5 protein-coding genes are annotated in these 11,578 nt (G+C 42.9%); all 5 read left to right on the forward strand.

The features are described 5' to 3' along the window. Positions 1-179: 179 nt before the first annotated feature. Positions 180-3,470 carry a SusC/RagA family TonB-linked outer membrane protein gene (locus tag BQ7394_RS22815; RefSeq protein WP_075559494.1) on the forward strand — a complete coding sequence of 1,097 codons (3,291 nt, stop codon included), beginning with the start codon at positions 180-182 and terminating at the stop codon, positions 3,468-3,470. Positions 3,471-3,491: 21 nt separating this feature from the next. Continuing rightward, positions 3,492-5,156, forward strand: a complete 1,665-nt coding sequence (locus tag BQ7394_RS22820; protein WP_075559495.1) for a SusD/RagB family nutrient-binding outer membrane lipoprotein — start codon at positions 3,492-3,494, stop codon at positions 5,154-5,156. A gap of 154 nt (positions 5,157-5,310) precedes the next feature. Continuing rightward, complete coding sequence (locus BQ7394_RS22825) at positions 5,311-6,855, forward strand: glycine--tRNA ligase (RefSeq protein ID WP_075559496.1); 1,545 nt, start codon at positions 5,311-5,313, stop codon at positions 6,853-6,855. A 4-nt stretch (positions 6,856-6,859) separates the two neighbouring features. Further along, entirely contained in the window at positions 6,860-7,459 is a 600-nt protein-coding gene (locus tag BQ7394_RS22830; protein WP_075559497.1) for a BamJ family beta-barrel-assembly machinery protein, read from the forward strand. A 126-nt stretch (positions 7,460-7,585) separates the two neighbouring features. Then, positions 7,586-11,578, forward strand: a complete 3,993-nt coding sequence (locus tag BQ7394_RS22835) for a hybrid sensor histidine kinase/response regulator transcription factor (RefSeq protein WP_075560196.1) — start codon at positions 7,586-7,588, stop codon at positions 11,576-11,578.

Raw genomic sequence — 11,578 nt, forward strand, 5'->3', positions numbered from 1 at the left:
ACGCTTTTAGCTTGCGTATTCCTTTTATTAACGAATTTAAAATTGATTTAGGCTATTTTAGCCATTATGAATAGCTGTCATTTTGGTAGAATTCCATAGTTCTACTAGAACTACAACAACTTTAAATATGCTAAAACAAATATACACACATCTATTTTTTACCTATAAATCAAACGCTTATGTCTAAAAGATTAAAATTTCCAAGCTTGATTTTGCTTGCCGGTGCATTAGCTTCTCCATTAGGAGTCTATGCAGACGTGTTACCTGACAAGCAAAGTGTAAACATTTCCCAACAAAACGGGAAAATAACCGGAGTAGTAGAAGATTCAATGGGACCGGTTATTGGAGCATCTGTCGTTATTAAAGGAACCACAAGTGGAATCATGACCGACCTCGATGGCAAATTTACGCTAAACGATGTCAAAAGAGGTCAAGTGTTACAATTCTCTTTCGTAGGATATAAAACGAAAGAAATCGCTTACACTGGCCAAACAACGCTGAAAGTATTTCTGGAAGAAGACTCACAGGCCTTGGACGAAGTTGTAGTAACAGCTTTGGGTATGTCACGTGACAAAAAATCACTGGGTTATTCCATGACCGAACTGAAAGGAGATGAAATCGCCAAAGTAAACTCCCCCAACCCGATCAACGGTCTGCAAGGTAAAGTGGCCGGTGTACAGATCAACATGGGTAACTCCGGTCCGCAATCTTCACAACGTATCATCATCCGTGGTAACACTTCTTTGGGAGGTAACAACCAGCCGATTTTCGTGATCGACGGTATTATCATCGACAATGAGGTAACAAAAACAGGAGCAGGACAAGACTGGGGTAATGACCTGAAGAACCTGAATGCCGATGACTTCGAGTCGATGTCTGTATTGAAAGGTGCTGCCGCAACCGCTTTGTATGGTTCGCGTGCTTCCAACGGTGTGATCCTGATCACAACCAAAAAAGGCCGTAAAGGTGAAGGTATAGGTGTTTCCGTTTCACATACGCAGCAATGGGAAAAGATCTATGCGACACCGGATTTACAAAACGAATTCGGATCCGGTTCTTCTCCGGCATGGGCACAGAACCCCGACGGCAGCGAAAACCGATACACTTCTGCCGGTCGTAGCTTCGGTCCTCGTTTCGACGGCAAACCATTCTATGTGGATGGCCAGGAAATGATCTATTCCGCCAAAGACAACAACTTGAAAAACCTTTATCAGACCGGACACTACATGAACACCAACGTGGCTTTGCAAGGGGGTTCTGAAAAAAGTGCATTCCGTTTCTCTTATTCAAATTTGCAATCAGAGGGTTTGACTTTCAACAATGAGTTCAAGCGTAATTCGTTCAGCTTAAACGCTTCCCACGATATCAGTTCGCGTCTGAAAGCAGAAGGTGGATTCTCTTATATCGAATCGACCGCCCAGAACCCGACAAGGCAGGGAGGTTCAGGTTCTCCGATCTATGACTTCATGTACAGCATCGCTCGTGAATATGATACAGATTACTGGTTGAACAACAAAAACTATATCAGTCCGGCCGGCGACGGTTACAACTCACAGGATCCGTATGGTTATTCCAAAACGATCTACGACTACCTGGAAAATATCTATACACAGGACGAAATGAGTGTACGCGCTTTCCTGAATCTGGATCTTAAACTATTGGATTGGTTGTCATTGAAAGTGAAAGGCGATATTTACAAGTTATATACAACCAACGAATCAAAAGTAATGGCTACAGGTGCCAGCAAATATGACGGTGCGGCATACAAAATCCATGAAAACAAGAAAGACCAGTACAAGATTACCGGTATGTTGACTGCCAACCATTCTTTCGATGATTTCAATATCAGCGGTAGCGTGGCGGTAGAACAGTGGGATACCAAAAGGGGATACCACAGAACCAACTCGGAGAATGGCTTGCGTGTTCCCGGTTTGTTCGATATGACAAACTCCGTTAATAAAGCAACAACCGAAGTCAGATATAATACCGACAGAAAACGCATCAACTCCATCTATGCTTTTGCCAATATGGACTATAAAGGCGTTTATTTCCTGGATATAACAGGACGTAACGACTGGTCGTCTGCATTGATCTACGAAAACGGAACAGGACACACTTCTTATTTCTACCCGTCTGTAGGAGCTTCCTGGCTTTTTGCCGAAGGTCTACGCGATGCGATACCCGAATTTATTTCTTTCGGTAAACTGAGAGCTTCGTATGCTATCGTAGGTAACGACTGTGCGCCTTATCTGACAACCGGTACCGGTTATTATGCATTCGACAACACATTCGACAACCAGCTTGGCGGCGGTACTTATCCTTATTACAAATTCGACAAAGATGAATTACCGAACTTGAATTTGAAACCGGAGAAACAACACTCCATCGAAATCGGTTTGGATATGCGTTTCTTTAAAAACCGCCTCGGCTTCGACTTTGCATGGTATAAGACCAATACAAAGAACCAGATCCTGGCATTGCCGATCGCATCCGAATCTGGTGTTTCAAAACGTTGGATCAATGCCGGAGACATCCAGAACAAAGGTATCGAATTATTGATCACCGGTACTCCGATCGAAACGAAAGACTGGCGCTGGGATTTGTCTTTCAACCTGACACGCAACAGGAACATGATTGTTTCTTTGTTTGAAGGCGTTGAGAAATACCAGTTAGTAGGAGGTGGTACAGATACACAGGCATGGGCTACCGTTGGCGGCGCTTATGGTGACATCTACACATCCTATGCATACACACGCAACGAAAATGGTGAAAAGCTGTTGAACGCAGACGGTTCTTATCCCCGTTCAAATAAAAGTGAGAAAATCGGTTCTTTGCAGCCTAAATTCTTATGGGGAGCCAATACTTCCGTAAGCTGGAAAGGCATTACACTGAATGCGGTCATCGATGCTCGCTTCGGCGGAGACGTCTTCTCGGCAAGTTACTATTATGGTATGAATTCAGGTAACGTTAAATCTTCATTAATCGGCCGTGACACACAATACGGCGGTCTGCCTCGTACATTGAGCGACGGAAGAGTGGTTAACGACGGTGTAATTCCGGAAGGCGTATTTATACCTGGTACGGAAATCAAAGGAGTAGACGTATCCGGCAAGAGCTACCAGTATGCTTACGATCAAGGATTGGTCGATCCGTTATCTGCCTACAAATATTATGACAATGTGTACAGTTGGTCCGGAGGTATCCGTGAAGAAGGTATCCACAAATGCTCATGGGTTGCCTTACGTGAAGTTTCCGTACACTGGCAATTGCCTAAAAAATGGGTGAATAAAGCCTACATCCAGAATGCAAGTATCGGTCTGATGGCTCGTAACTTAGGATTCCTGTATAACAGTCTACCGGACAATATCCACCCGGAAGGCTTAAATACATCTTACAGCTCTGAATATATGGAAAGCGGTGGTGCCGTATTCTCACGCAACATTGGTTTCAGTGTTAACGTTTCGTTCTAATCACCTTTATAATCAAGTAAAATGAAAAAAATTAAATATTATATTCTCGGAGCGCTAGCTTCCATGGCTGCATTAAGCTCCTGTGATGCCGACTTCACTAAAATCAACAAGAACCCGGATACGGTATACGAAGTTGATCCGGAAGTATTCCTCTATCAGATTGAAAATGTAATGTGTAATGCCGGAGAGACATGGGCAGACTCGTATGCCTGCCGCTTGAGATGGATGCAGTATTGTGCCGGAATCTGGGGGTATAGCACAACCAACTTCACCGAATGCGCCGGTTTTTCGGGATCATTATACAGCAACTATGTAAACGCCGGCAAATATGCCCGTCATATCCCCTATTACGTCAAGACCCATATGCCGGAACAGGAAGCAGCTTACAGCGACTTGACCGAAGTAGCCCGTGTTCTCCTGATTACAAAAGGTATTCAAACATCCGACGTATACGGATCTTTGGTGTACACCGACGGCTGGGGGACCCGTAACGGCAACGTGGAAATTCTTGAGCCTGCTTTCCAGACTCAGGAAGAATTGTTTACGATCTGGAACCAGGAATTGAAAGAGGCAGCCAATAAACTGTCGACATCCAGCAACCAGGTGACTTTCAAAAATTATGACCTGGCTTATAGCGGCGACATGAGTAAATGGGTGAAGGCAGCTAATGCCGTTCGTCTGCGTCTCGCTTTGAGATTATTAAAACAGAAACCGGAAGAAGCAAAAGCCATTGCGCAGGAGGTATTATCTTCCGGCAACATTTTCAGTAGCATCGACGATAGTTTTATCCTCTATTTCGATAACTACTGGACAACGCAAGGCGACTGGCATTCTGTGATTGACATGGACCGCGCATCTTCTGCTTTCATGGCTTACTTACTAAAGTATAACGATCCGAGAAAACGCCTGTTTTTCCAGATCAACAATTTGACTCCGGAAAATGTAGCCGCATTCAATGCCAAAGAGACAACGACTCCTGCGCAGGTCATCCCGACTCATTTAGGTCGCTGGACCGGTGGTAGCGTAAGTTACGACAAATGGGCAACCGACTCCTGCCGTACATCCCGTTATCTGGATGATATCGACATGCGTCCGATGAACAGACCTCAGACTCGTTTGTGGAAAGGTGCACAAGACAATGGTAGTGCCGGCGGCTGGATTCCTTTGGTAACATACGCAGACTTCTGTTTCATGGCTTCCGAATTTACACTGGAAGGCGTAGCCAACAGCAAAACTGCTCAGCAATGGTATGAAGAAGGCGTAAAAGCCTCGCTGAGACAATGGAGCAAAATTGCAGATTATTGCAAAATCAACGATTACGAAGCTGTCACAGAAGCAGAAATCGAAGCATTCCTGAAACAGGATGGCATCGCATGGAACAGCTCCATGGCTAAAGAGCAGATCTACTGCCAGACCTGGGTAGAACATTTCAAGAATAACAGTGAATCATGGGCCATGTACAAACGTACCAATTATCCGAGCACTACATCTACACTGGTTACCTGGGAACCGATCAATGTATACGGAGAATTGCAGCAAGTACCGCGTCGTAAAAAATTCACTATGCCTGCCGATGGCTCTGCCAACTATGCTAATCAGGTAAAACGCCTTGAAGACATGCAGAAAGCATCGAACTTCGGTCGTTTGGACAGCGAATTTGGTCGTATATGGTGGGATAAAGAATAAACCCAGAACTAAATTTTCAACATAATTTTTGATGGTGAAGGGTGACCGGGATGGTCACCCTTCTTTATATGTATTAACTAATAAGCCGCTGAAAATGCTATAACTTACAGAAAAAATCATTTACTTTGCAGGTTGATAATAATTACATATACTTATGGCACAAGAAGATGTTTTCAAGAAATTAGTTTCACACTGTAAAGAATATGGATTTGTATTTCCTTCTTCGGAAATATATGATGGTTTAGGTGCAGTGTATGATTACGGACAGTATGGCGTAGAGCTGAAAAACAATATAAAGAAATACTGGTGGGATAGCATGACCCTACTTCACGAAAATGTAGTAGGCATCGACTCCGCTATTTTTATGCACCCGACTATCTGGAAAGCATCCGGCCATGTGGACGCATTCAACGACCCTTTGATCGACAATAAAGATTCAAAAAAACGCTACCGCGCAGATGTCCTGATCGAAGATCACCTGGCTAAGATCGACGAAAAGATACAGAAAGAAGTAGATAAGGCAGCTAAAAAATTCGGTGAAGCATTCGATGAAGTTCAATTCCGTGCCACCAACGGCCGTGTATTGGAAAATCAGGCTAAACGCGACGAGATACATACCCGTTTCGCAAAAGCATTGAACGATTCTAACTTCGAAGAACTCCGTCAGATCATCATCGATTGCGAAATAGCCTGTCCGATTTCAGGAACACGTAACTGGACGGAAGTACGCCAGTTCAACCTGATGTTCTCTACGGAAATGGGCTCTACAGCCGATGGTGCTTCTAAAATATACCTGCGTCCCGAAACAGCACAGGGAATTTTCGTAAACTTCCTGAATGTACAGAAAACAGGCCGTATGAAAATACCTTTCGGTATCGCTCAGATCGGTAAAGCATTCCGTAACGAAATCGTTGCCCGTCAGTTCATTTTCCGTATGCGTGAATTCGAACAGATGGAAATGCAGTTCTTTGTTCGTCCGGGCGAAGAAATGGAATGGTTCAAGATGTGGAAAAAGACTCGTCTAAACTGGCACAAGGCCATGGGATTAGGTGAAAAGAAATATCGTTACCACGATCACGAGAAACTGGCCCACTATGCCAATGCAGCAACAGATATCGAATTCGAAATGCCATTCGGTTTTAAAGAAGTGGAAGGTATCCATAGCCGTACAGACTTCGACCTGAGCCAACACGAAAAATTCTCCGGTAAGAAAATGCAATACTTCGATCCGGAACTAAATAAAAGCTATACTCCGTATGTTATCGAGACATCTATCGGTGTTGACCGTGTATTCCTGAGCGTTATGGCCGGTTCATATTGCGAAGAGACACTTGAAAACGGCGAAACCCGTGTGGTATTGAGATTACCGGCAGCCCTGGCTCCTATCAAACTGGCCGTATTGCCACTGGTAAAGAAAGACGGTCTTCCTGAAAAGGCAGAAGAAATTATCAACATGCTGAAATTCGATTTCCGTTGCCAGTATGATGAAAAAGATTCTATCGGTAAACGTTACCGCCGTCAGGATGCTATTGGAACCCCGTACTGTATTACAGTTGACCATGATACTTTGAAGGATAATTGCGTAACGATCCGTTTCCGCGACACAATGGAACAGGAACGTGTAAGCATCGACAAGTTGCACGACATTATCTCTGAAAAGGTAAGTATGAAGACGTTATTAAAAAAGATAATTGAATAAGTACATGAAGAAGTACCTGCAAATCGCGTTGATGATTTTTTGTATATCGACCGTTTTTACCTCCTGTAAAGACGACGATAATAATGATGATGCACTTGTCGAGGCATATAAGTTGGAAAACGAACAAGCTTTCCAGGCAAAAGCCAATGATCCGGATTACATACAAGTACAAATAACTGGTAGTGGAGACGGTTTTGTTTATGCTAAAAAGCTGAAAAATGGCGATGGTCCGGCAATCTACTTTAATAGCCGCGTTACTGTTTATTACAGAGGTTGGCTGGCCAACAGCACCTCCGATGATTATTTCGATAAATGCGAGTTTGAAGATGGGTCACCTGCTAAATTTGCAGTAAGTTCCTATTCGGCAAACTACAATCAATATAGCAATCCTAGCGGCTATTCTGCACCGATAACAGGCTGGACAATTGCTTTGCAAAACATGGTTGTAGGTGATAAATGGGAAGTATGGATTCCTTATGGATTAGCTTACGGAACAAGCGACCGGAAAGACAATGCCGGAAATGTTACAATTCCTGCATACTCTACTTTAGTTTTTGAAATTGAAGTAATGGAACGGACTGCTGAAGTGGCAGGCACTACTTAATCGTTCTTATACAATAAAAAGGAGTTGTGTCAAAAGTCTGCAATAGTTTTTGACACATCTCCTTTTACCTCTTATGATCAGAAACTGAGTAACCTTTTTAATACACAACACCTTAAAGCTATCTTTATGAGAAGAGTCCACTATATATACTTGCTGATGTTTTTCTGTCTGCTACAGCTCGATGCAGCGAACAGAAAGCCATTCAACTATTACTTTTCGCATATTTCAAGTAAAGATGGCCTATCGGAAAGCCAGGTAAAAGTTATATTGCAGGATAGTTATGGCTTTATGTGGTTTGGGACCAAAAACGGATTGAACCGTTATGACGGCACTTCCATCCAAACAATCAACTGTGATGACTATATTGCCGGCAAAGGAGACCACAACATTTCTGCTCTTTTCGAAGATGAAAATAAAAAACTTTGGGTAGGTACCGATAGAGGTGTTTATATCTATGATCCAATATACGATCTGTTCACTTTCATAGACTTAAAAACAGAAAATGGAGAACAGATGGGAAACTGGGTTGCTAAAATAATCTCCGATCATTCAGGAAACATCTGGGTACTTATTCCCGATCAGGGAGTTTTCCGTTATAAAGACAATAAGTTATACTACTACGCAATTACCAATAAAGATAATATTAAACGAGAAAGTCCCAGCGCAATCTGTGTCAGAGAAAATGGAGAAGTATGGATCGGCACAGTGGGCGTAGGCCTTTTCCGCTATGATCCAAAAACAGATTCATTCGCTCAATATCATACCGACAAGGATAATAACACGCTGATGAATCAATATATCTTCGCCATGTGTGAGTATGGTGACTGGATCGCCCTGGCCATTCATGACGGCGAATTAAAGAAATACAACCCTGAGACGAATGTCTTGCAAACAGTAAAAGCCCCAGGGGTACATTATACCGTATTACGCGATGTCGCTTGCTTCGACCAGAAAAAACTTTGGGTCTGCTCTCATGCCGGCCTGTTTATCATAGACGAGAGTCATGAGAAAGTGACTCATCTGCAGGAAGACCTGATGCACTCGTATAGTTTATCCGACAATATTATTTTCTGTATCCATAAAGACCGGGAAGAAGGCATCTGGCTTGGAACTAAATTCGGAGGTGTCAACTATTTACCGAACCATCAACTTTTATTCGAAAAATATGTTCCGTCAAGTTCCGAAAGCTCCCTAAACACCCGACGGATCCGGGAAATCGTAGAAGCTCCGGACGGAAAGATCTGGATCGGTACGGAAGATAACGGTATTAATATACTGGATCCGGAAACCGGAGAAGTTAAGCAACTGCAATATCCGGCAGCCGAACGAAAGAACCACCTGATGACCCATTCCATGACCACACACAACAATCAGCTGTATTGTGGCCTGTTCAAACAGGGCTTTGACATCATCGACTTATCCACACAATCGATAAAGCATTACAGTCCCAAAAGCCTGAACATCGATGAAGAAAGCGTTTATGCTCTTTTAGTCGACAGTAAAGGGCAAACCTGGCTGGGAAACGGATGGGGATTATACCTAGCAAAGCCCGGCACGCTGGATTTCAAGAAAATCAACGAAGTTGGCCTCGACTGGATCTTTCACATCATGGAAGACAGCAAGGGCCGGATATGGATCGCTACCATGGGGAGCGGAATATGGAAATTTACTCCGAATGACCATTCTTTTAAAAAGTACAATCATGAACCGAAAGATCCGACCAGCTTGAGCTCAAACTCCGTTAGTTCCTCCATGGAAGACAGTAAAGGACAGATATGGCTCTCTACCGACCGGGGTGGTATCTGCCGATATAACGAAAAGGAGGATAACTTCACTACATTCTCCAAAGAACAAGGCTTACCGGATGATGTAGCTTATAAGATACTGGAAGATAAAAATCATAATTTATGGTTTGGAACAAACCAGGGACTTGTCAAATTTAATCCGGGAACCAGAGAAGTTCGTGTATTCACAACCCAAGACGGGCTGATTGGAAATCAATTCCATTACAATTCAGGATTTAAAGCAAGAGACGGAAAATTTTATTTCGGAACAATAGACGGATTGATCGCATTCAATCCGGACGACGATCGGCAAAAAGATTCAGTTACTCCGGTATATATCACTAAATTTAGTATCTACAACAAAGAAGTGACGGTTCACACTCCCAATTCGCCGTTAAATAGAAGCATAGTGCATACCGACAGAATCGTATTGCCTTACAATCAGTCGAATATCAGTTTTGATGTAGCAATACCCTCTTATTCGTCCATACGCAATAAAGAGTGCCTTTACAAAATGGAACCACTCGACCATACCTGGATAAAAGCCAATAGCAATCAGAACATATCCTATGCCCAACTACCTCCCGGAAATTATACATTCCAGGTAAAAGCGACGCAAGGAGAAAAAGCCGAGAACTCACCGACAACATCTCTTCTCATTACGATTCTTCCTCCTTGGTGGTTATCATTCTGGGCCTATCTGGTTTATACCATACTGGTACTCTGCCTGTTATACGGGTGGTTCCGCTGGTATAAACGGCGTAAGGAACAACAGATGGAAGAAAAGCAAAAACTCTTTGAGATTGCTAAAGAAAAAGAGCTCTACGAAGCAAAAGTGGAATTCTTTACAGAAATCGCCCACGAGGTACGTACCCCTTTAACTCTGATCAATAGTCCATTGGAGACAATTCTGGAAATGGATATTCAGGATAGCAAAATCAAACGTAATCTGAATGTAATTGCCCAAAACACGAAACGACTGCTCGAACTGGCAAGCCAATTACTGGACTTCCGGAAAATCGATGCCAATAAATTTAAAATGGATTTCATTTGGGTAAATGTCGGTACCTTACTCAAAGATACGATCCTGCGCTTCGAACCGACTATGGTACAGCAGAAAAAAGAACTGTCTATCGCTATCCCCGATAAAGAGGTCATTGCCGCCATCGACCAAGAGGCCGTTACCAAAATATTGAGTAACCTGCTAAATAATGCTCTTAAATATTCAGCTCATAAAATCAAGGTCGAGTTACAACAGGCAGAAACCACCTTCAGCATCCGTATCACCAATGATGGGGGCCGGATACCAGCCGAACTCAGTCAGCAAATATTTGAACCATTCTATCAGATCAATAAAAAAGAAAAAACATCTACCGGAACCGGTATCGGTTTACCGTTAGCCCGCTCACTGGCTATGCTCCATTCCGGTAATCTCTCGTTAGATACGGAAGCAACCGACAATTCATTTGTATTGATTCTGCCTCTTACCCAGGAAAAAATCAGACAACAGGAGAGTTCCGCTCTTCAGGAAGAGTTCATTTTTTCTGAAGAGAATACTAATATTCATATTGAAGGCCGGAATTATACCCTTTTGCTTGTAGAAGATAATGATACCATGCGTTCATTTCTTGCTGAAAAATTACAAGAGTTTTTTATTACCGAAACTGCTCCGAATGGGAAAGTGGCCTTGGAGATCCTGAGTGAACATTCTGTTGATATTGTAGTTAGTGATATCATGATGCCTGTCATGAACGGTCTCGAACTATGTAAAGAAATGAAAGCGAACATCGAGCTCTGTCATATTCCGGTTATTTTCCTGACGGCTAAGAATGATCTCGACAGTAAGATCAACGGTCTGCGTCTGGGAGCCGAAGCTTACGTAGAAAAACCTTTCTCATTCAATTATCTGGCAACACAGATTTCTTCATTGCTGAACAACCGGCAGAAAGAACGTGAGGCGTTTTCTAAACGCCCGTTCTTCCCTGTCAATAATATGCAAATGAATAAAGCGGACAAGGAGTTCATGGATCGTATCATCGCTATTATCCACGAAAACATCACCGATGAGAACTTTGGTGTAGAAAAGCTGGCAGAAATACTTTCTTTAAGTCGTTCCAGCTTACTACGTAAAATAAAAGTCTTATCCGGACTTTCACCGAATGACTTTATCCGCCTCATACGTCTGAAAAAAGCAGCTGAGTTGATACTCGACGGCCAACATCGGATCGGGGAGATCTGTTATCTGGTCGGTATCAACTCACCTTCTTATTTTAGTAAGATATTTCAGAAACAATTCGGTGTAACTCCCAAAGATTTTGAGAAACAAAATAGCTAA

Origin of the sequence: Parabacteroides timonensis, from assembly GCF_900128505.1 — a bacterium.
GTDB lineage: Bacteria > Bacteroidota > Bacteroidia > Bacteroidales > Tannerellaceae > Parabacteroides > Parabacteroides timonensis.